20 protein-coding genes are annotated in these 19,205 nt (G+C 33.5%); 10 read left to right on the top strand and 10 right to left on the bottom strand.

Features of this window, described 5'->3' with window-relative positions; all coding sequences use genetic code 11:
* Nucleotides 1-2 precede the first annotated feature (2 nt).
* From ACNQF9_RS11135 to ACNQF9_RS11115, 5 genes are all read left to right on the top strand, one after another.
* Nucleotides 3-1,487, top strand: coding sequence for a cryptochrome/deoxyribodipyrimidine photo-lyase family protein (locus tag ACNQF9_RS11135; protein WP_417960559.1), 1,485 nt, complete (start codon nucleotides 3-5; stop codon nucleotides 1,485-1,487).
* A gap of 53 nt (nucleotides 1,488-1,540) precedes the next feature.
* Nucleotides 1,541-1,825, top strand: coding sequence for a TIGR03643 family protein (locus tag ACNQF9_RS11130; protein WP_417960557.1), 285 nt, complete (start codon nucleotides 1,541-1,543; stop codon nucleotides 1,823-1,825).
* 44 nt (nucleotides 1,826-1,869) lie between these two features.
* Nucleotides 1,870-2,553, top strand: a complete 684-nt coding sequence (locus ACNQF9_RS11125; protein ID WP_417990238.1) for an SDR family NAD(P)-dependent oxidoreductase — start codon at nucleotides 1,870-1,872, stop codon at nucleotides 2,551-2,553.
* Nucleotides 2,554-2,586: 33 nt separating this feature from the next.
* Nucleotides 2,587-3,198, top strand: a complete 612-nt coding sequence (gene folE / locus ACNQF9_RS11120; protein ID WP_417960553.1) for a GTP cyclohydrolase I FolE — start codon at nucleotides 2,587-2,589, stop codon at nucleotides 3,196-3,198.
* Between the two features lie 129 nt (nucleotides 3,199-3,327).
* The gene (locus tag ACNQF9_RS11115) at nucleotides 3,328-4,746 is read left to right on the top strand and encodes an SDR family oxidoreductase (protein ID WP_417960551.1); all 1,419 of its coding nucleotides are present in this window, start codon (nucleotides 3,328-3,330) and stop codon (nucleotides 4,744-4,746) included.
* Nucleotides 4,747-5,012: 266 nt separating this feature from the next.
* Here the strand turns inward: ACNQF9_RS11115 and ACNQF9_RS11110 are convergent, their stop codons facing one another.
* The 7 genes from ACNQF9_RS11110 to ACNQF9_RS11080 all read right to left on the bottom strand — a co-directional run bounded on the left by ACNQF9_RS11110 (nucleotide 5,013) and on the right by ACNQF9_RS11080 (nucleotide 11,699).
* Entirely contained in the window at nucleotides 5,013-6,308 is a 1,296-nt protein-coding gene (locus tag ACNQF9_RS11110) for a cryptochrome/photolyase family protein (RefSeq protein ID WP_417990237.1), read from the bottom strand.
* Nucleotides 6,308-6,769: an SRPBCC family protein gene (locus ACNQF9_RS11105; RefSeq protein WP_417960547.1), complete on the bottom strand. Its 462-nt coding sequence runs from the start codon at nucleotides 6,767-6,769 to the stop codon at nucleotides 6,308-6,310. Before ACNQF9_RS11105 ends, ACNQF9_RS11110 begins: the two co-directional genes overlap by 1 nt.
* A 152-nt stretch (nucleotides 6,770-6,921) precedes the next feature.
* On the bottom strand, nucleotides 6,922-7,362 hold the full coding sequence (locus ACNQF9_RS11100) for a sterol desaturase family protein (protein WP_417960545.1): 441 nt from the start codon (nucleotides 7,360-7,362) through the stop codon (nucleotides 6,922-6,924).
* Nucleotides 7,363-7,406: 44 nt separating this feature from the next.
* Entirely contained in the window at nucleotides 7,407-8,246 is an 840-nt protein-coding gene (locus tag ACNQF9_RS11095; RefSeq protein WP_417960543.1) for a phytoene/squalene synthase family protein, read from the bottom strand.
* A gap of 2 nt (nucleotides 8,247-8,248) precedes the next feature.
* Nucleotides 8,249-9,724: a phytoene desaturase family protein gene (locus ACNQF9_RS11090; RefSeq protein ID WP_417960541.1), complete on the bottom strand. Its 1,476-nt coding sequence runs from the start codon at nucleotides 9,722-9,724 to the stop codon at nucleotides 8,249-8,251.
* 38 nt (nucleotides 9,725-9,762) lie between these two features.
* On the bottom strand, nucleotides 9,763-10,662 hold the full coding sequence (locus ACNQF9_RS11085) for a MerR family transcriptional regulator (RefSeq protein WP_417960539.1): 900 nt from the start codon (nucleotides 10,660-10,662) through the stop codon (nucleotides 9,763-9,765).
* An 83-nt stretch (nucleotides 10,663-10,745) separates the two neighbouring features.
* Nucleotides 10,746-11,699, bottom strand: a complete 954-nt coding sequence (locus ACNQF9_RS11080; protein WP_417960537.1) for an ion channel — start codon at nucleotides 11,697-11,699, stop codon at nucleotides 10,746-10,748.
* 218 nt (nucleotides 11,700-11,917) lie between these two features.
* Here ACNQF9_RS11080 and ACNQF9_RS11075 point away from each other — a divergent pair, with 218 nt between their 5' ends.
* A complete protein-coding gene (locus ACNQF9_RS11075; RefSeq protein WP_417960535.1) occupies nucleotides 11,918-12,553 on the top strand; it encodes a phosphoribosyltransferase in 636 nt (211 codons plus the stop codon).
* A 358-nt stretch (nucleotides 12,554-12,911) separates the two neighbouring features.
* Nucleotides 12,912-13,805: a dienelactone hydrolase family protein gene (locus tag ACNQF9_RS11070; RefSeq protein ID WP_417960533.1), complete on the top strand. Its 894-nt coding sequence runs from the start codon at nucleotides 12,912-12,914 to the stop codon at nucleotides 13,803-13,805.
* A gap of 234 nt (nucleotides 13,806-14,039) precedes the next feature.
* On the opposite strand, the gene ACNQF9_RS11065 is transcribed toward ACNQF9_RS11070, so the two are convergent.
* Nucleotides 14,040-14,405, bottom strand: a complete 366-nt coding sequence (locus ACNQF9_RS11065) for a hypothetical protein (protein ID WP_417990236.1) — start codon at nucleotides 14,403-14,405, stop codon at nucleotides 14,040-14,042.
* 169 nt (nucleotides 14,406-14,574) lie between these two features.
* Between ACNQF9_RS11065 and ACNQF9_RS11060 the strand changes: the two genes are divergently transcribed.
* From ACNQF9_RS11060 to ACNQF9_RS11050, 3 genes are all read left to right on the top strand, one after another.
* Entirely contained in the window at nucleotides 14,575-15,150 is a 576-nt protein-coding gene (locus ACNQF9_RS11060) for a pseudouridine synthase (RefSeq protein ID WP_417960529.1), read from the top strand.
* Nucleotides 15,151-15,207: 57 nt separating this feature from the next.
* Nucleotides 15,208-15,663, top strand: a complete 456-nt coding sequence (locus tag ACNQF9_RS11055; RefSeq protein ID WP_417960527.1) for a tRNA (cytidine(34)-2'-O)-methyltransferase — start codon at nucleotides 15,208-15,210, stop codon at nucleotides 15,661-15,663.
* Between the two features lie 110 nt (nucleotides 15,664-15,773).
* Nucleotides 15,774-17,381, top strand: coding sequence for a class I SAM-dependent methyltransferase (locus tag ACNQF9_RS11050; RefSeq protein ID WP_417960525.1), 1,608 nt, complete (start codon nucleotides 15,774-15,776; stop codon nucleotides 17,379-17,381).
* Between the two features lie 9 nt (nucleotides 17,382-17,390).
* Here ACNQF9_RS11050 and ACNQF9_RS11045 read toward each other — a convergent pair whose 3' ends face one another.
* On the bottom strand, nucleotides 17,391-18,173 hold the full coding sequence (locus tag ACNQF9_RS11045; RefSeq protein ID WP_417960523.1) for an ABC transporter ATP-binding protein: 783 nt from the start codon (nucleotides 18,171-18,173) through the stop codon (nucleotides 17,391-17,393).
* Complete coding sequence (locus ACNQF9_RS11040; protein WP_417960521.1) at nucleotides 18,173-19,204, bottom strand: FecCD family ABC transporter permease; 1,032 nt, start codon at nucleotides 19,202-19,204, stop codon at nucleotides 18,173-18,175. Before ACNQF9_RS11040 ends, ACNQF9_RS11045 begins: the two co-directional genes overlap by 1 nt.
* Nucleotide 19,205 lies beyond the last annotated feature (1 nt).

Genomic DNA, 19,205 nt, shown 5'->3' with positions numbered 1-19,205 from the left:
TGATGAATACAAATAAAAAACATATCAATATTGTTTGGTTTAAAAGAGACCTTCGTTTGCAAGATAACGAAGCAATTTTTAATGCCACAAAAACTGGCACACCTACACTATTGCTTTATGTATTCGAAAAATCGTTAGAGAACGATTCGCATTACAACAAAAGGCATTGGAACTTTATCAAGCAATCCCTTGTAGACATAAATAAACGATTAGAATACTCAAACACCCATGTTTTAAGTGTGTCGTCTGAAGTATTACAGGTATTCAATACGATTCAAGAAACCTATAAAATAGATTCTGTTTTTTCACATCAGGAAACTGGTTTAAAAATCACATACGAAAGAGATAAAACATTTAAAAGATTTTGCAAGAATAATCAAATTAATTGGGTTGAAAATATTAATAATGGTATTTTTAGAGCTCTAAGAAATAGAACAAGTTGGGTTTCTAATTGGGAAAAATACATGAATGAGCCACCATTTATTTTTGATTCCAAGCCAGAAAATTTTCTTGATATTCAAGCAATAACCGAACTCGAAAAAGTATTAGAAAAAACAAGTCTAGTAACTTTTCCTGATGCTGTTTTTCAAAAAGGCGGTATTACAATGGCGGGGAAGTATTTAGAATCCTTCTTTGAAGAGCGCTATCATAATTACAGTTCACATATTTCAAAACCATTATTGGCAAGAAGAAGTTGCAGTAGATTATCACCTTATATTGCTTGGGGAAATTTATCCTCCAGACAAGTTTTGCAAAAAGCGGCAACCTTTAGACTGACGTGTACCAATAAAAAACAAATAGATTCTTTTGTTTCCAGACTGACTTGGCAAGCTCACTTCATCCAAAAATTTGAAATGGAAGAAATTATGGAATTTGAAAGTGTGAATAAAGGGTTTCATTCTTTAAAAAAGAAAGTCAATGAAAATTATATCGAAGCATGGAAAACCGGACAAACGGGTTTTCCATTAATTGACGCTTCGATGCGTTGCTTGAACGAAACGGGCTATTTGAACTTTAGAATGCGGGCAATGTTAGTCTCGTTTTTTACACATAATTTATGGCAGCCATGGCAGGAAGCCACGCAACATTTATCACAAATGTTTTTGGATTTTGAACCTGGAATTCATTTTCCGCAATTGCAAATGCAGGCTGGTGAAACTGGAATTAATATGTTGCGTATTTATAATCCAATAAAAAACAGCTACGAACACGATCCGGAGGGTGAATTTATAAAAAAATGGGTGCCGGAATTGAGTGAATTACCAAGGGCATTTGTTCATGAACCATATAAAATGACGTATTTAGACCAGAAGTTTAATGATTTTGAAGTTGGAGTTAATTATCCAAAACCAATTATAAACATGGAACGAACACGAAAATTTGCAAGTGATTTTTTATGGAACATGAAAAAAAATCCGTTAGTAAAAGAGGAAAGTTCCCGCATCCTAAAGTTGCATACAATGGCTGATATTGGCGATAGCGAATAATGCTTCAATAATAATTTAAGAATCAATAGTAATTTCAATTAAAAATAAATTCCATGACTATAAAAACAGCGCTTACCGATATAGACAAAGATCGTATCATTGAAATGGCATGGGAGGACCGAACCACTTTTGATGCCATCTTATTGCAATTTGGATTAAAAGAACAAGAGGTGATTGACTTAATGCGCACCGAAATGAAACCCTCTAGTTTTAGAATGTGGCGTGAAAGAGTTCAGGGTCGAAAAACAAAGCATGAAAAATTAAGAGATTTTCGTGAAGGACGTTTTAAATGCACGATGCAAAGACAGATTAATAATAATAAGATTTCTAAGCGTTAAAAGCAGTACTGAGTGTATAGTCAACAGTTAAATAACATAATAAAATGAAAAACATAGTAATCATTGGTGGTAGCAAAGGAATTGGGAATGCCATTTTGGTGCAACAATTAGAAACAAATTTGGTGTACAACATTAGCAGAAATGCACCGGATAGTACACATCCCAATTTGAAACATTTTCCTATAGATGTTTTACAGGATACGCTCCCAGATATAGAGAATATAGATACGATAATTTACTGCCCCGGTTCCATCAATTTGAAACCAATTGGTAGCCTTAGCATTGATGATTTTAGAAATGATTTTGAAATTAATGTTATTGGCGCTGTAAAAGTTATCCAAAAGTATTTACCTGTTCTCAAGAAAGGCACAGATCCTTCAATAATTTTGTTTAGTACAGTGGCCGCAAAATTAGGCATGCCATTTCATGCAAGTATCGCTACAGCAAAAGCGGGTGTAGAAGGTCTTGTGAAATCTCTTGGGGCAGAATTAGCAGCTGTAATAAGAATAAATGCAATTGCCCCTACCATTACAGAAACAACCTTATCAGCCGGTATTTTGAGAAACGATAGAATGAAAGAAAATATGGTAGAGCGCCATCCAATGAAAGGGTATTTAAAGCCCGAAGAAGTGGCAAATATGACAAATTTCCTAATCTCAGAAAATGCCAAATCTATTTCAGGTCAGGTGTTCGAAATGGATTACGGAATAGTGACCTTTAAAATCTAATAAATAATATTTAAAACTGAAAGACAGCATATAATGATAAAAGAAATGAAAAGTTACGAGAAAATTGAACAATACGACACAGAAATAACAGCCTCTTTAGCGGATAATTATAAATCTATAATATACAATTTAGGTGAAGATGTAACCCGAGAAGGTCTGGAAAAAACACCGGAACGTGTAGCTAAGGCGATGCAATATTTGACCCATGGTTATGGATTAGATCCTTTGGAGATCCTTAAATCGGCAATGTTTACTGAGGATCACCAACAAATGATTGTTGTTAAAGATATTGAAGTGTACTCCATGTGTGAGCATCATATGTTGCCTTTTTTTGGAAAAGCGCATGTAGCTTACATTCCAAATGGCAAAATTGTAGGTTTAAGTAAAATTCCCAGGGTGGTGGATGCTTTTGCAAGAAGAATGCAAGTACAAGAACGGTTGACAGACCAAATTAAGAATTGCATTCAAGAAGCTCTTAACCCACTTGGTGTTGCTGTAGTAATTGAAGCACAGCATATGTGCATGCAAATGCGAGGCATTCAAAAACAAAATTCAGTTACTACGACATCCTCTTTTACGGGTGCTTTTGAGAAAGATAAAACAAGAAAAGAATTTATAAGTTTAGTGTCTAATAAATTGAGTTAATTTTAAACAATAATTAACTAAGAAAACATATTAAAAATGGCATAAGGGCGCAAAGACACAAAAAAATACTTTAGAAATTAAAGTTATAAATTCAGTGCCTTTGCGCTTTTAAACAAAAAAAAATAAACGATGAAAATTCTCTTAACAGGTGCAACAGGTTATATCGGAAAGCGACTTTTACCCATGCTGGTACAACAAGGACACGATGTGATTTGCTGCGTGAGAGATAAAAACAGGTTTTATTGTCCTGTAGAATTTCAAAAAAATGTGACTGTCATAGAAGTTGATTTTCTGAAACAAGAAACAGTAACAGTTATTCCAAATGAAATTGATGCGGCTTATTACTTAATGCATTCCATGTCAGGATCTTCAGATAATTTTGATGAGTTAGAAAGCCTCTCTGCACGTAATTTCGTACAGCGATTAAATGAAACGAAAGCGAAACAAGTCATTTATTTAAGTGGAATTGTAAATGATAAATCCTTATCGAAGCATTTATCTTCCAGAAAAAAAGTAGAAGAAATTTTAAACACAGGGACTTTTGCCACAACCACCCTCAGAGCAGGAATTATTGTTGGATCCGGGAGTGCTTCATTTGAAATCATTCGGGATTTAGTCAATAAACTTCCGATTATGATTGCTCCTAAATGGCTCAATACTAAGTGCCAACCAATTGCGATTCCAGATGTACTCGATTTTCTATCCAAATCATTATTAAATCCGGTTACTTACAATCAGAGTTTTGATATTGGTGGTCCTGATATTTTAACGTACAAGGAAATGCTTTTGGGTTATGCAGCAGCTAAGAATTTAAAAAGATGGATTTTTACGGTTCCCATAATGACTCCAAAATTATCGTCGTATTGGCTGTATTTTGTCACTTCAACATCATATAAACTCGCCTCAGCATTGGTTAGTAGCATGAAAGTTGAAGTAGTTTGCAAAAATCATAAAATCAATGAATTATTGCAACTGCAACCCATGACTTATAAGCAAGCGCTTTCCAGAGCTCTGATAAAAGTAGACGAAGACAAAGTAGCTTCTAGCTGGAAAGATTCCTTAATCAGTGGGCGTTTTAATAGCAATATGTCAGAGTATTTAAAAGTTCCTAAAAAAGATTGTTACATCGATAGACGAAAAATGGAAATCATAGACCGTGATTTTACAATTAGTAGAATTTGGTCCATTGGTGGAGATACGGGTTGGTATTATGGGGATTGGTTATGGGATTTACGCGGTTTTATCGACAAATTATACGGTGGTGTAGGTTCTAGAAGAGGAAGAACTAACCGACACGATATTCATTCTGGAGATGCGTTGGATTTTTGGCGTGTTTTGCATGCCAATAAAGAAGAGGGGAAACTAATTTTATTTGCCGAAATGAAGCTGCCAGGGGAGGCATGGTTAGAATTTAAAATTATCAACAATACTCTTTATCAATCTGCGACATTCAGACCTAGAGGTTTTTTAGGTAAATTATATTGGTATTCTGTTTTACCTTTTCATGGTTTTATTTTTGAGGGAATGCTGAAGAAATTGATTAAATAATTGTTGTTATTTTTAAATTGTTTTAATCAATTTAATTTGGTTGTAGTTTTGATTACTAAATTTTTACAGAATAAAATTTTTACTCATTTGAAATAAAAAACAGATGCGTTTTAAATTAGATTGGTACATTTAATTTAAATTTTTTGGGTTTATTTACTTTAAAATCTCAGAAGTTGCTTCTAAATTAAGGCCTGTTTTTAGGATAATATGAATTAAATTCCCCACTTAAATGAGCTTACATTTCTTAGATGTTGATTTTTTTAAGATTATTTCAAAATCCCCGCTTTGTATGTAGCAATTGCCCTATCTCGAGCCATAGCATGTTCCACCATAGGTTTTCCATATCCTAGATCAAATTCTTTGATCCATTTGCGGATATAAAGTGCTTTTTCGTCGAATTTTTTTTGTTGAATCTCCGGATTGAAAACGCGAAAATAAGGAGCTGCATCGCAACCGGTTCCTGCTGCCCATTGCCAATTCCCTACATTAGCAGACAATTCATAATCCAATAATTTTTCTGCAAAATAGGCTTCACCCCACTGCCATTGAATCAATAAATGTTTGCATAAAAAGCTCGCCACTACCATTCGGACCCTGTTGTGCATGTATCCAGTTTCGTTCAATTGTCGCATTCCGGCGTCAACCATGGGATAACCGGTAGTTCCAGAGCACCATCGTTTAAAATCATCTTCATTATTGCGCCACTCAATTCCGTCATACGCCGATTTGAAGTTTTGGGTAACGACTTTTGGGAAACTAAATAAAATTTGCATGAAGAATTCTCTCCAAATTAATTCACTCAAAAAGACATCGTTTTTATGAAATGCCCAATTCACCAGTTTTCGAATACTAACGGTTCCAAAACGCAAATGTGGTGAAAGATAGGAGGTTTTGTCCAAAGCCGGAAAATCTCTTATCTCTTGGTAATTTGGAATAAATTTTAAATTATGAGATTTTACTTTTATACTGCTTTGCTCGAAACCGATTTCTTTCAAAGATGGAAAAACAAAGTCACTTTTATAAAAATTAGAAAAGAAATTAGTAGCATCGTATTCTTGAACGGGTTGTAATGACTTATATTTTTCTAACCATTTGTTTTTAAACGGTGTATATACGGTGTAAGACAATCCATCCACTTTTGTAATTTCTTTTTCTTCAAAAATAACTTGGTCTTTGAAAGAATAGGAAATAGTGGTATTAGCTTCTAAAAGCTCACAAATAACAGTGTCACGTGCGATAGCATAGGGCTCGTAATCTTTGTTGAAGAAGGCTTCCTTGATGTCAAACTCTTGTATCAGCGCGGTCCAAACATCCACGGTTTTTCCTTTTTTGACTAAGACGGAACTACCAATTTCCTGTAATTGTGTATTTATTTTTGATAAGGATTCGTGGATAAATCCAACCCGAGCATCATTTTTGACTAAATTGTCTAAAATCGAGTCATCAAAAATGAACAATGGAATCACCGGATATTTAGATTGTAAAGCATGAAATAATCCAATATTATCTTCTAAACGCAAATCACGCCTGAACCAAAAAAAAGATACTTGTTGTTTATTCATTATTTTGCATTAAACATTTCGTCAACTTTAACGACACGGTAGGAAAAAATGGATTTTAATTTATTTTTAACCACTAGTGTATTCATGATTCGCCCTAAAAAACCAAGTGGTAATCCATAATGAACAATATCAGTCATTTTTGTGCCATCTTCTGTAGCCTCAAAAAAATGTTTATGGTGCCAAAAACTATAGGGTCCAAAACGCTGCTCGTCTATAAAATAACTATTTTCTTTAACAAACGTGATTTCAGTCATCCAAGATAAATTTAAACCAAAAAGAGGTGTCACTTTATATTGAATTATTTGTCCGGCATACATTGATTTATTATCAAAATCGGTGATTTGAAAACCCATCCCTTCGGGTGTGATTTTTTGAAGGTTTTTTGGATTCGAAAAGAAAGCCCAGCATTGTTCTACAGTTGCATTGACATGTTGGATGGTTTCTTGTTTGTAAATTTTCATAGTAGTGTATTGAGAGAATATTCTTGTAGAGTAATTTAGCTTACTGGATAAATAATACTGGAACTCTTTTTAAATCTTGCTTTTTGGCTAGGTATAAAAACCTAATATATAGCCCGACCCACTATTTGTGTGAGTCACACCTAAATTAAACGTTATATTTTATAATACTTGAAAGGAACAAATAACATCCCAAAACATTCTCCGTGTTCTTTTCCTAAATGTTTATGGTGTACTTTGTGTGCTTTACGAAGTCCTATTAAATATTTGTTTTGGGTATTTTTGAACCATTTGAAACGTTGGTGTATTAAAACATCGTGAATCATAAAATAACACATGCCGTAAAACATAATTCCAAGTCCTAAGAAAAATTTATAATTTAAACCTCCTTGAACTCCAAAGTAAAATAAAGCAATACTTGGAATAGCGAAAATCACGAAAAATATATCATTCCGTTCAAAAACATTCGCATATTTTGGTTGGTGGTGATCCGCATGAAAATACCACATTGAACCGTGCATGACGAATTTATGGGTACACCAAGTCACACATTCCATTATTAAAAAAGTACCTAAAAAAATCAAAAAAAATATCATTTTATTCTATATTTAATTAAAAAATCCTTCAAAACTAGCTATAATTAAACCAACTTTAATTTATACGACACAAAAGATTTTGCCAATAATCCGGCTTTTGTATAGTTAGAGACTCGAATTCGGGCGTTCCCAATTTCAGCACAAGGAGTATTTTCTAACTTTTTTAGTAATTTCTTATAATACACAAAAGCAGTATATACTCCAAATTTTGCTTCAATAGGTAACTTTATAATTCCTTGATAGGCTATTCTAAAATCTTCTTCAATTTCATTAATTATTGCCGTCTTTGCATTTTCATCGAAGGAATTCAAATCTACTCCAGGGAAATAGTTACGATTTAATACTAAATTGTCGTCTTTGAGATCGCGAAGAAAATTTACTTTTTGAAAAGCTGATCCCAACCGCATGGCTTCCTCTTTGAGCTGGTCGTATCTTTTAATATCACCATTTACAAAAACCTTTAGACACATTAATCCCACTACATCTGCTGAACCATAAATGTAAGCGTCATAGTCCTCTTTACTATCATAATCAGATTTGATTAAATCTAATTTCATACTCCTTAAAAAAGCCTGAATCAGTTCATCAGAGATATTATATTTCTTCACCGTTTGCTGGAAAGAGTTTAAGATAGGGTTTAAACTTATGCCTCTTTCAATCGCCTTGTAATATTCCTCTTCAAATTCGATTATTAAATCTTCCTTATCGAACCCATGGAAGGTGTCTACGATTTCATCCGCAAAACGAACAAATCCATAAATACTGTAGATGGCATTTCTTATACTGGGCGATAGCATGTATACAGCCATAGAAAAAGAAGTACTGTAGTTTTTAGTAACTAATTTGCTACATTTAAAAGATACATCGTCAAATAATTGCTTCATAATTATTGTTCTGAAAATTGTTTATTAATTAACTCCGATACTAATTTTCCAGAAATTAATGCTGGTGGAACTCCAGGTCCCGGAACAGTCAATTGTCCTGTAAAATACAAGTTCTTGACTTTCTTACTCTTCAACTTTGGTCTCAAGAAAGCGGTTTGTAATATGGTATTAGCCATACCATAAGCATTTCCTTTGTACGAATTATATTCTGAGACAAAATCATTTTTACAAAATGATTGTTTAAATATAATATTATTTTTAATGCTTTGGTTTGTTAATTTCTCAAAACGATTCATTATTTTTTCAAAATATTCTTCTCTTAGGGCATCAGTATCAGTAATTCCAGGAGCCAATGGCACTAAGAAAAAACCAGATTCCATTCCTTCAGGAGCTGCAGTTTTATCAGTAATCGAGGGGAAATTTGCATAAAACAAAGGCTCGTTGGGCCACTTAGGCTCATCGTAAATATCTTTTGCATGTTGATTAAAATCTACATCGAAAAAAAGCGCATGATGTGAAATATTATCAATTTTCTTATTAAAGCCAACATAAAATAATAATGAGGATGGAGCAAAAACTCTGCTTTCCCAATATTTTTCAGAATAGGCTCGATGTTCTTGATCTAATAATGTTTCTGTGTGATGGTAATCTGCACCACTCAGAATCAAGTCCGAAATAACAACCTCACCATTTACCTCAATCCCTCTAGCCGTATTATTTTCAACTATAATTTTATTAATGTTTGAATTTGTATGAAATTTAACTCCCAGTTCTTTGGCTAAATTTTCCATTGCTCGTACCACATCGAACATTCCTGTTTTTGGGTGCCAAGTTCCAAGTCCAAAATCGGCGTAATTCATAAAACTATAAAACGAAGGTGTATCGGATGGTTTAGCTCCAAGAAATAAAACTGGAAATTCCAGAATTTGGATTAACCTCTCATTTTTAAATTTCTTACGAACATCTTTACTAATGTTGCTAAAAAATTGACCTATTTTCAAAGTAGTTTCAACTGTGATAAGTTCCAAAGGAGAAACGCCAGGTCGGTACACTAAATCTTTAATGGCTATATCATAATTACTTTTAGCTTCAGCCATAAATTCATTCAGGATTTGTCCACTTCCCTTTTCAATAGCCTCAAAAGCAAGTGTAATATCCGTTAAATTATCGGCTATAGTAATAAAATCATCTATTCCATAATACACTCTGTAAGCAGGAGATAGTTTTATCAATTCATAATAATCGGTTGTTTTTTTACCAAAATCAGCAAAAAAACGATCGAATACATCTGGCATCCAATACCAACTTGGACCCATATCAAAAGTAAAGCCGTCTCTTTTTAATTGTCTTGCTCTTCCACCGATTGTTGCATTTTTTTCATAGACGGTCACGTCATGTCCGCTTTGTGCTAAATAGCAAGATGCTGCTAAGGCGGAAAATCCAGAGCCTATGATGGTGACTTTTTTATTTTTTTTCATTTGTTTAGCAAATATACAAAATGTTTAAACAGATTACGCTAAATTTCATCTACTAATTCAGAAATGGAATTGAAAATTGATATTTTGTCAGAAAGTCCTTCTTTGTTAATAAACTCAACCATTCGTCCAATATACCATAACTTTGTAGTTTCATCGATCAATTCATCACTCATTTTTTGGATGTAACCATCTAGAATGTCTCTTTCTGGTTGCACAGTTAGATAGGATACAAAAATAATAGAATCGAAATGCTTTTTTAAATCCTTAAGGTTATCAATTGGCATACTTTCGCCTAAATAAATGGTTTTGTAGCCATGTAATAAAATCTCATAATTTAAATACATCAATCCTAATTCATGAATCTCATTCATAGGAAGAGAGAGTACGAAAACTTTATCTACTTTAGTTTGCTTTAAAACTTGTAGTTTTTCGGTATTTATCAATAATTTTTGCTTTATTAAATAACTAATAAAGTGCTCGTGGGCTGGAGTAATTGTGTCCGATTGCCATAACAAGCCCAATTCATTCATCAATGGGATAAAAACTTGATGGAATATTTCTTTAAAAGATTTCTCAGCTATTAACCAATTATAAGTATTAAAAAATAGCTCTTGATCAAAATTCATCATTGCCATTTTAAGCTCACTTATTGCGTGACTTTTAGCTGTTTTGCTTGAAATTATTTCTCGGACTAAAGACGGAATTTTTTCTTGTGGATAAGTTGCTATTTTTGAAATTTTATAGCCGTAATCATGTAACAATGTTATATTTAACAGCTTTTGAAGACTTACTAAATCATACAATCTAATATTAGTATCAGTACGCATGGGTTCTAGAATGTTGTATCTTTTCTCCCAAATCCGTATGGTATGCGCTTTTATTCCTGAAAGATTTTCAAGATCTTTTATGCTGAACACGTTTTTAATATTGTTTATCATTTATTAAAATTTAATAAACAAATGTAAAATAAATTTAATTAAAAAACCCTTTAAAAGTTTCAAATAGTTTACAAATCATTTTTTTAGTCTAAAGTGACATTGTTAAAGGTATTTAATTTATCCAAATTGAGTATCGTTTTTGAATTATCAGTACTTCTAGCGTACATGGGTTCAAATTTTGCACCATAAATTACCTCATCAAAAGTATACGAAGTACGAATTGCAACTGTATTACTAAACATATCATCAAAAGTTTTTACAAAGACTAAGATTTCACCATGAATCGTTTCAAAATCTTTTTTGGTTAAGTTATAAAGAGGGCTAACTTCTGTTATGGGATGTACTAAAGTCCAACTTAGGGTAAGAGCATTTATTCGCGCTAATTCTAATTCTAACGAATAAAACTTATTAGTTTTTGTACCGTTTTCTTCCACACTCATTCCTAAAGTCATTATGGCTTCAGCATCCGTAAAATTAGTGTTCTTAAATGGCGTAATTCGAATCATTAAACCCGTGATTTCTCCATAAGGTGAAATCAATGCATTGTGAGAAAACTTTAAGAAGGCCGTTGGTTTACTAAATCTACCAAAAAACAAACCTGTTGCAATTGCAAAACTCAATAATCCAAATAAGGCTTCAGCAGCAGAAACCATGCTGGCTAGAAACCCTGAAGGGCTTATGTGTCCATAGCCTACAGTAGTAAATGTTTGAGCACTAAAAAAATAAGCCTGACCAAACTTTACTAAATTAGATCCAGAAGGATGTATACCATCTAAATGCTCAATTCCTATACTGTAATAAATGGAAGCAAAAACAAAATTAATTCCAATATAAAAGGATAAAATAATAAGCATAAATTTCCAAGCAGGCATATCAATCATTGTATGATACCAACTAATCCTATGCAAAACATGCATTCCTTTTTTCTCTACATTTGCCGTTCCATTTTTATTCACAAAACGACCACCATAACTATTCGGGTTTGTTCCAAAACCAGTATTAGTATCTGTCTTTGCTCTCGAATTTATATTTTTCATTCCGGTTATTGCTATCAATTAATTATCTAGTAAAAATAACAAAAACCTTTAATAAAAAAGAAGTGATTTTACTGTTCATTTTTTTTAAAAATTAGACAAAACTAATTGCATACGTTTATGCTTTATTCGTAAATTTTTTGTTTAAAATCCATCTATACATAAATTTTAAAGTGCTATAAATCAGTATATTTGCAAAATATTATATGCAAAAGATGAGTATGCATCACGAAATATTTAAAGATAGAATAGAGGCAGGTTTATTACTATCCGAAAAATTAAAAAAATATCAGGGTACAAATAGCGTTATTCTCGCGGTTCCTCGTGGTGGTGTTCCTTTGGGATATATAATTGCAAATACCTTACGACTTCCTCTGGATATTGTACTTGCCAAAAAAATAGGACATCCTAATAACAAAGAATTTGCTATCGGAGCTATCTCCGTAGATTCTATGATTATTGACGAGTATCCTGATGTTCCTAAAGAGTACGTAAATAATGAAATCATTAGAATAAGAAAATTACTCCAAGAGCAATACGAACGGTATAGGGGGAACCGAAAACGAATTGCTATTGAGAATAAATGTATAATTCTAGTTGATGATGGTATTGCTACCGGTAATACCTTGCTCGCTAGTATAATAATGCTAAGAAAAAAAAATCCCGCAAAAATAATCGTTGCTGTACCGGTTTTGCCTTATGATGTGGTATCTGTGATTGAGAAAAATGCTGATGAATGTATCTATTTGATAGCGTCTAAATATTTTAAAGGGGTTGGTAGTTTTTATAAAGAATTCAATCAGGTGAGTGACGATGAAGTAATTCAGATGCTGAGCCTTTCTAATGGAATTGAATAATATTGGAGTATAATTTTGGCCTAATAAAAATTAAATTTTACAAAATCGCGATAGGGATTCTTTGATTATTATCCCAAAAGATAATACGACAGAGCAATTTTTTCGAGAGAAGGGTTAAACTAACGGATGAATTTGGAGTAAATTGTATTTTAATTCCAATGTCATTGAAGAAAAAAAATCAATACACCTCGAAGTCTTATTATTGATACTTTTTTAAGGGGTTATAAAGAGCTGTTTTTTTAAGATAGCAATTATATTATATTTTGTTTGGTGAAGCCTAAGTGTTGCGAAAATTGGATTACTGTTAATGCAAAAACAATAGTTTTTTTGCATAAATTAGTTGAATCAAATAAACGCTATGAAAAAAATAACCAAAGAAGACATCAGTCAGGAAGTGTTTGACTTGTATGATGATTATGCCCATAACAAAATTGAAAGAAGACAATTCGTCGAGAAACTATCGTTGTTTGCGGTAGGAGCGCTTACGCTTCCTTCGTTGCTCAGCTTTATGACACCAAACTATATAGATTCTATTTTAATAAAATTGGATGATCCAAGGTTGAGATCAGAGTTTATTACCTACAATTCTCCTAAAGGTGGTGGAATAATTAAAGGACTGTTATCCCTACCTACTAGTACCAAAAAAAAATTACCCGGAATTATTGTTGTGCATGAAAATCGCGGGCTGAATCCTTATATTGAAGATGTAGGACGAAGAGCGGCTGTAGAGGGATTCATCACTCTGGCTCCAGATGCGCTATCTCCTCTGGGTGGTTATCCAGGGAATGATGATGCTGGTAGAGAATTACAAAAAAAGCGTACTCGTGAAGAAATGCTAGAAGATTTTATTGCAGCCTATAAATTCCTTAAATCCCATAAAAATTGTAATGGACATATTGGTGTTGTAGGATTTTGTTTCGGTGGTTGGATTGCTAATTTGATGGCAGTCAGAATTCCAGATTTATGCGCAGCAGTTCCTTATTACGGGGGACAACCTACTGCTGCTGAAGCTGAAAAAATAAAGACTCCCATTCTGGCGCATTATGCTGGTTTAGATACGCGAGTTAATGAAGGATGGCCAGCTTTTGAAGCTGTGCTTAAGAAAAACAAAGTTGAACATACCGCTTATTTCTATCAGGGAGTTAATCATGGTTTTCACAATAATACAACTCCCAGATACGATGAAAAAGCCGCTACATTATCATGGTCTAGGACGATTGATTTTTTCAAAGAGAACTTAAAAAAGAAATAGTTTAAATTCTAATAGTAAAAAAGTCTACTTAAAGATTTTTTAGAAATCAAATATTAATTGTCCTAAAGAAAATATTTTATAATTAAAAAAGTTTACAGAACTATTTATTATTTTTTAAATTAGTTTTTTACTGATAAATTCAAAATATCAGTTATTAAAATTTAGAGATGAGGAATGTTAATCTTCCAATAAGACTTTTTTTCTTATTGGAAGATTGAAAATTAAAATTGATACTTAGTCATCTAGTGTTATATTCCCTCTGTTTTTTTTGTTGTCTGGGTGTTCATTAGGGTAACGGTTGGGAATTATATCCGAGTTGTGGTCTTTATTTTCAATCATTTTTTTTGCTTGCTCTTCGGGGATCTTCGCAGTTTCAGAACTTAATTTTTCAGCAATACTACCTTCGTTTTGTTCTAAAGTTCCGTCAATATTTCGTGCCCTTTTGACAATTTTTTGATTTCCATCGCTATCAGTTTCTATTTCTGATTTTAAATGCGGTACTTCGGGATTTGCATTTTTAGCTAGGTTTTCGCCGCTAAATCCCTCGTTTATATTTTGCTTATTGTTTGTCTTTTTTGAACCTAAATTGTTGCTTTCCATATCCTTAAATTTTAATTGAAAAATGGTAATTTATTTAAAATTACATCATTTTAGCAAATTATCAGAAGTATTTAACATAGCTTTTGGATTATGCCGATAAATGTTAGAGACAACTATTTTAAATGCAGCTAAAACAAAGGTATCTTTGCTTAAACTATAATATTATTCAATGTCTCATTCACACTTTATCATTCATAAGCCTTACGGGTATCTGAGTCAGTTTATTTATGAATTGAAAAGAAAAAAGAAACTGCTGGGGGAATTGTATAATTTTCCTAAAGGAACAATGGCAATAGGCCGTCTTGACGAGGATTCTGAAGGGTTATTGTTCTTAACCACAGACGGAATGATGAGCGAAATTATTAGAAGTAAGAAAATAGATAAGGAATACTATGTTCAAGTTGATGGGATGATTAATCAGAAAGCAATTGAAGAATTGCAAGAAGGGGTTGAAATAGGTTTTAACGGGACTAAATACAGAACAAAGCCCTGTAAAGCTTCATTGCTTGATGAAATTCCTGCTTTTGGAATTAGAGGAAAAAAAATAAGGGATGAACGGCACGGACCAACTTCTTGGGCATCAATAACGGTTAATGAAGGGAAGTTTCGCCAAGTAAGGAAAATGACGGCAGCTGTTGGTTTTCCTACTCTACGCTTGGTTCGTGTTCGTATAGGGAATATAAATCTGAATGATTTGCAAGCTGGAGAGGTCAAAAAAGTAGAAAATTTTCACATAGAAGTTTAAATGGTTGGAGGTGATTTTTCAATCTTTTAATTTTTCAATCATTTAATAAAATATAAAATGTTGAACATTGTTTTAGTAGAACCTGAGATTCCAAATAATACCGGAAATATAGGTCGATTGTGCGTAGGTACGGAGAGTAGGCTGCATTTAATCCATCCCTTTGGGTTTGTTATTAATGATAAAAATCTAAAACGTTCTGGTTTGGACTATTGGGTGCATCTTGATGTGACAGAATATCAAAATATAGCTGAATGGAAAGCACAAATTCCAGATTTATCCCGGGTTTTCTTGATGAGTTCCAATGCTGAAAAATCATATTTGGAGAATGATTTTCAAGATGGTGACTGGTTGGTTTTTGGAAAAGAGAGTAAAGGTTTGAGTCAAGCTGTTTTAAAGGAATTTCCCAATCATCTGACAATTCCAATGTCATCGCTAATTAGAAGTTATAATATTGCAAATTCGGTGGCTTTTGTCATTGGCGAAGCAAAGAGGCAAATAACAAGTAAAAGGTAAATTGTGAATTTTATATTCTTAAACGCAACCTTTTTTATGGTTGAAATTTCATATATTTGAGAAGGTAATTCCAGATTTAATTGAATTTTTCCTTTTTTAAAACGTATTCTATGATTGATAAAGTTCTCCTTAGAAGTACCATTTTCAAACATTTAGATGGTTTAGTTACAGCACCTGTAGCGCATGAATTGTATAAAAAGGGAATACTGTCTTATATTCTTGACCGGAAGGAGGCGACACTTGCCGAACTTAGCTCATATTTCGAAGCGAATGAAGGGTATCTCAACGTGGGTTTACGTGTTTTGTGTTCCCAAGGATTCATGGATTATGATATTAATAGCAGTACTGATCAAATAAAATTTAGCATCAACAATAAAAGTGCTGCTGCTTTCTCACTGTTTCATTTGTATACAGATGTGGTTGATTTATTGCATTTTTCGATGCAATTTCACCCTCGCTTGTTCGAGGATGCTCCTTTTGAACGCTTGCGAATTATTTTTGAAAAATACAAGGAAAATTACGAAATTTCTTTTTCTGATGATCCGTTGGTGAATTCTATTCAGCATCAGATTTTAACGCATATTGAAGGATGTTTGGTAGGTCCTACCTTAGTTCGTCTTGGTATGAGTGGCATGTTTCATAAATACTTTATGGAGATTTCCTTCCGTCCAGAAGAATTTCATAAGTCCCCTGAAAAATTCAAAATAATTCTAGATTTCTTTGTTCATTTAGGATGGTTTACTCAAAAAAAAGGAAATTATCAGTTTACTGAAATTGGTTTATTTTTTGCCAAAAGGGCTACAGCTTATGGCGTGACAGTTTCTTATTTGCCTACTTTTAGTAAAATGGAAGAGCTGCTTTTTGGCAATCCAAACATACTTAGAATCGTAGCGGAGGGAGAAGATGAAATTCATGTAGACCGGGAAATGAATGTTTGGGGCAGCGGAGGCGCACATGACACGTATTTTAAAATTGTGGATGAGATTATTATTAAATTATTTAATTTACCCATAGAAGATCAGCCCAAAGGAATCTTAGATATGGGTTGTGGCAATGGAGCATTTATTGAACATATTTATAATGTAATTGAGAGACAAACTTTGCGAGGAAAAATGCTGGATGACCATCCTTTATTCCTTGTTGGTGCCGATTATAATCAAGCGGCGTTAAAAGTAACCCGGGCTAATTTAATCAAAGCAGATATTTGGGCCAAAGTAATTTGGGGCGATATAGGTCAGCCGGATTTGTTGGCAGATGATTTACTGGAAAATTATAATATTAATTTGAAAGATTTACTCAATGTAAGAACCTTTCTAGACCACAACCGCATTTGGGAAATGCCTAAACAGGTAACCAAAACGAGAGTCAGTCATTCTACAGGAGCATTTTCACACAGGGGAGAGCGAATCAATAATAATTTGGTTGAGGATAATTTATTAGAACATTTTAAAAAATGGTCTCCGTATGTTCGTAAATTTGGGTTGTTAATAATTGAATTGCACACCATTGCTCCAAGCCTGACTGCCGCTAATCTAGGTAGAACTGCCGCAACAGCTTATGATGCCACACATGGTTTTTCAGATCAATATATAGTAGAAATTTCTGTTTTGCATAAAGTAGCTGCAGAAGCAGGGCTGTACGCTGATGCTAATTTTTTTAGAAGATTTCCGGATGCTGCTTTTGCAACAGTTAGTATTAATTTGTTGAAGGGCGTTTAAAAACAGTATTTAAATAATTGTAAACTTTCCTTTTTCTGCATCGAAAACAATATGCTCGTCTTTGAATAAGGTATTGAAACTTCCCTTTGAAATGAAATGACATGGTTGATCTTGTTGAACAGTATCGGGTGTCATTATAATCATTTCGTCACTCAATTGTATGGCCATATCAATATCATGGGTAGAAAATAAAATGCATTTTCCTGTTTCGTGTGTCAGTTTTTTTAGTAATTTAAAAAGGGATACTTTGTGCAGTAGGTCAAGATGGGTAGTGGGTTCATCTAATATAATTAAAGGCGTATCTTGTGCTAAAGCACGGGCTACAAGAACTTTTTGCAATTGTCCGTCACTGATTTCATAATGTTTTTTAGCGGCTAAGTGACTAATTTGAGTGAGTTGCATTGCTTCATTTATTTTTACAATATCTATATCTGTAAGTTTTCCGATCCAATTGGTATAAGGTTGTCTGCCCAGCGCGATGAGTTCAAAAACAGTCAGATTGCTGGGCGGTAATTTTTCGGTTAAAACAACACTTAAGTTTTGTGCTAATGTCAAAGCGTTTAATTCGTGAATGTTTTTTCCATTCAGAAAAACAGTTCCAGAGATTGTTTTTTGGATACCAGTTATTGTCCGGAGAAGTGTTGATTTTCCAATTCCATTTGCACCTATAACCGCTATCAATTTTCCTCTTTCTAAAGATAAATCAATTCCCGAAGAAACAATAGTGCTTCCTTTTTTATCAGTATAACCGATGCTGATTTGTGTAGCCTGTAAGATGATCTTATTTTCCATTATCCCATCATTTTACGTTTCCTAATTAATAGCCAAATGACAATAGGCGCGCCAAAAATGGAGGTCACCGCATTTATCGGTAATGTGATATCACTCCCAGGAACTTGTGAAATGCTATCGCATACCAACATTATTATAGCACCAAAAAGGATGGTACTCCAAAACAAAATACTGTGATTACTAGTTTGAAAAACCAATTTTGCGATATGTGGTACAGCTAATCCTACAAAAGCAATGGGACCAGCAAATGCAGTGATACTACCTGCTAAAATACTAGTGGCAAAAATGATGATCAGTCTCGTTTTTTTATAATCTAGCCCCAGGCTTTTGGCATAATTTTCTCCTAGAAGCAACGAATTTAATGGCTTAATACTGAACAGGCTTAACAATAAACCAATCGTTACGCAAAGGGATAAAAGGGTAAGGGAAGTCCATGATAAATCACCAAGATTTCCCAAGGACCAAAAAGTGAATTTCTGCAATTGTTCAGCGGTACTAAAATACGTAAGCGTTCCAACAATGGCACTCGTTAAGCTACCAAACATTAGTCCAACAATTAAAATAGCCATAGTGTCACGCAAGCGATGAGAAACGGCCAGAACGGCTAGTAAAACTAAAAAACTACCCAAGCTTGATGCCAAAATAATTCCATAAGAAGAAAGTAAAATGGTCGCAATAAACGGAGGTAGAAAAGCAGCGCCTAAAATAACCATTGCTACTCCTAAGCTCGCACCTGAACTTAATCCCAGAACATAAGGCCCTGCCAATGGATTTCGAAATAAGGTTTGCATTAATAATCCGCTGATTGACAGGCCTATTCCAACAAGTATCGCAGCAATAGCTTTGGGTAAGCGGTAATTGATAATGATATATTGCCAGGTTTCTTTGCTGGCATTTCCTCCTAAAAGGCTATTGAAAACATCTTTTAAAGGAATAGAAACCGATCCCAAACTGATGTTAACTAAAAACAAGAAAACAACTCCGATGGTTAGGAATATAAAAAGAACAGTATTTCGGTTGGTATCAGTCAAT

This window comes from Flavobacterium amylolyticum (assembly GCF_048284335.1).
Lineage (GTDB): Bacteria > Bacteroidota > Bacteroidia > Flavobacteriales > Flavobacteriaceae > Flavobacterium.
The sequence above is the reverse complement of the archived record's forward strand: the minus strand, read 5'-3'. Positions and strand labels throughout refer to the sequence as shown.

Excerpts from the sequence above, each read along its gene's own strand:
- ACNQF9_RS11135 (WP_417960559.1), top strand. The coding sequence starts at position 3 with ATGAATACAAATAAAAAACATATCAATATTGTTTGGTTTAAAAGAGAC.
- ACNQF9_RS11130 (WP_417960557.1), top strand. The coding sequence starts at position 1,541 with ATGACTATAAAAACAGCGCTTACCGATATAGACAAAGATCGTATCATT.
- ACNQF9_RS11125 (WP_417990238.1), top strand. The coding sequence starts at position 1,870 with ATGAAAAACATAGTAATCATTGGTGGTAGCAAAGGAATTGGGAATGCC.
- folE (WP_417960553.1), top strand. The coding sequence starts at position 2,587 with ATGATAAAAGAAATGAAAAGTTACGAGAAAATTGAACAATACGACACA.
- ACNQF9_RS11115 (WP_417960551.1), top strand. The coding sequence starts at position 3,328 with ATGAAAATTCTCTTAACAGGTGCAACAGGTTATATCGGAAAGCGACTT.
- ACNQF9_RS11110 (WP_417990237.1), bottom strand. The coding sequence starts at position 6,308 with ATGAATAAACAACAAGTATCTTTTTTTTGGTTCAGGCGTGATTTGCGT.
- ACNQF9_RS11105 (WP_417960547.1), bottom strand. The coding sequence starts at position 6,769 with ATGAAAATTTACAAACAAGAAACCATCCAACATGTCAATGCAACTGTA.
- ACNQF9_RS11100 (WP_417960545.1), bottom strand. The coding sequence starts at position 7,362 with ATGATATTTTTTTTGATTTTTTTAGGTACTTTTTTAATAATGGAATGT.
- ACNQF9_RS11095 (WP_417960543.1), bottom strand. The coding sequence starts at position 8,246 with ATGAAGCAATTATTTGACGATGTATCTTTTAAATGTAGCAAATTAGTT.
- ACNQF9_RS11090 (WP_417960541.1), bottom strand. The coding sequence starts at position 9,724 with ATGAAAAAAAATAAAAAAGTCACCATCATAGGCTCTGGATTTTCCGCC.
- ACNQF9_RS11085 (WP_417960539.1), bottom strand. The coding sequence starts at position 10,662 with ATGATAAACAATATTAAAAACGTGTTCAGCATAAAAGATCTTGAAAAT.
- ACNQF9_RS11080 (WP_417960537.1), bottom strand. The coding sequence starts at position 11,699 with ATGAAAAATATAAATTCGAGAGCAAAGACAGATACTAATACTGGTTTT.
- ACNQF9_RS11075 (WP_417960535.1), top strand. The coding sequence starts at position 11,918 with ATGCATCACGAAATATTTAAAGATAGAATAGAGGCAGGTTTATTACTA.
- ACNQF9_RS11070 (WP_417960533.1), top strand. The coding sequence starts at position 12,912 with ATGAAAAAAATAACCAAAGAAGACATCAGTCAGGAAGTGTTTGACTTG.
- ACNQF9_RS11065 (WP_417990236.1), bottom strand. The coding sequence starts at position 14,405 with ATGGAAAGCAACAATTTAGGTTCAAAAAAGACAAACAATAAGCAAAAT.
- ACNQF9_RS11060 (WP_417960529.1), top strand. The coding sequence starts at position 14,575 with ATGTCTCATTCACACTTTATCATTCATAAGCCTTACGGGTATCTGAGT.
- ACNQF9_RS11055 (WP_417960527.1), top strand. The coding sequence starts at position 15,208 with ATGTTGAACATTGTTTTAGTAGAACCTGAGATTCCAAATAATACCGGA.
- ACNQF9_RS11050 (WP_417960525.1), top strand. The coding sequence starts at position 15,774 with ATGATTGATAAAGTTCTCCTTAGAAGTACCATTTTCAAACATTTAGAT.
- ACNQF9_RS11045 (WP_417960523.1), bottom strand. The coding sequence starts at position 18,173 with ATGGAAAATAAGATCATCTTACAGGCTACACAAATCAGCATCGGTTAT.